This window comes from Gilliamella sp. BG2, assembly GCF_046635645.1.
Taxonomy (GTDB): Bacteria; Pseudomonadota; Gammaproteobacteria; order Enterobacterales; family Orbaceae; genus Gilliamella; species Gilliamella bombi.
Genome location: NZ_JBIDFF010000074.1, coordinates 1 through 1,126, shown reverse-complemented (window position 1 = coordinate 1,126; position 1,126 = coordinate 1). Strand labels below are relative to the sequence as shown.

The following is a 1,126-nucleotide window of genomic DNA, read 5'->3' as shown; positions in this document are numbered from 1 at the left end:
GTGTGTGTCTAGCTTTGCTGTCGATTCTGTAGATGTTGACGACATCAATGTCGCCGACATGCATGAAATTTGGACATAAAAAAACCGCAATTAAGCGGCTTCATTCAATAATTTTATTCGGCAATAAATCTATAAAAAATTAAATTTTTTTGATAAATATTGTTGACTTTTATTGTAAGTTAACTTACAATAAAAACATCAAGTGAGGGACTTGATAAGGTAAACCCCCGACCTAAGACGAGGGCTTAAGGAGAAGAAAAATGAAAAAGAAAATATTCATTTTAATTCTGCTACTTTTGATTAGCTCCCCAGCATTCTAAAGTAGTTCAAAGGAGAGGGAAACCTCTCCGATGACCTTAAATATAACAATTTAATTTTAAAAAATCAAGGCGGATAACATGGCATTAACAAGAGTTGAAATTAATCAAAAAAGCGACCAAAAACGAGGAGTTAAAGTAAAAGGCTTCAAACTACACGTTGATGATATCGCATTAATTGAACAGGCAAGTAAAAGCTTAGATGTACCACAAGCTCAACTTATTGTTGATGCTGTGAAATTCTATCTTGATAACAAAAAAGCCTCTTAATTGAGGCTTATATGTAACTATTTACACTGTTGAGTAATGAATCTATTATCATTACCCTGAATTTGTTTAATTTGTTGATTGCGTTCGCATTCCCATTTTTCAGGTGGAAACATTTTATCCCACGCTGTCATCAATTTTTCTTCTTGATTAGATAAATTAATTTTGTATTTATCAGACATATATAGATATGTGCGCGCTATCATCCCGCGAATTTCATCGCGCGGCTGAAATTTTCTTTCTTTGAAATCTACAGCCGTTTTACATTGTCCGTATTGATCAAACATATCTGTAAACAGCGAATAACGATAGTTAGAACGGTCACCGTTTACCTCACCGATAGCAGGTTGCAAGTTGTGCATGTCACCTTCCATTTTATTAAAAGTAACATCTTTTTTACACGCTTTACGTCCACCGTCTCGCCAACATTGCAGATGACGACCGAAGTTTTCGGCTGGCATAACATGCTCCCACTCAATGCGAGACGCTCTATTTAAATTCTTTCTTGGCTTATAACCGCATTTACCAAAATCTACAACACC

Annotated in this window: 2 protein-coding genes; one reads left to right on the top strand and one right to left on the bottom strand. The window is 35.3% G+C overall.

Going from position 1 to position 1,126, the window contains the following annotated elements; all coding sequences use genetic code 11:
* Positions 1 to 398 precede the first annotated feature (398 nt).
* The gene (locus ACGH6Q_RS12340; protein ID WP_411592996.1) at positions 399 to 587 is read left to right on the top strand and encodes a ribbon-helix-helix protein, CopG family; all 189 of its coding nucleotides are present in this window, start codon (positions 399 to 401) and stop codon (positions 585 to 587) included.
* 17 nt (positions 588 to 604) lie between these two features.
* Here the strand turns inward: ACGH6Q_RS12340 and ACGH6Q_RS12335 are convergent.
* Positions 605 to 1,126, bottom strand: a 522-nt coding sequence (locus ACGH6Q_RS12335; RefSeq protein ID WP_411592995.1) for an endonuclease, incomplete at its 5' end; no start/stop codon positions are given.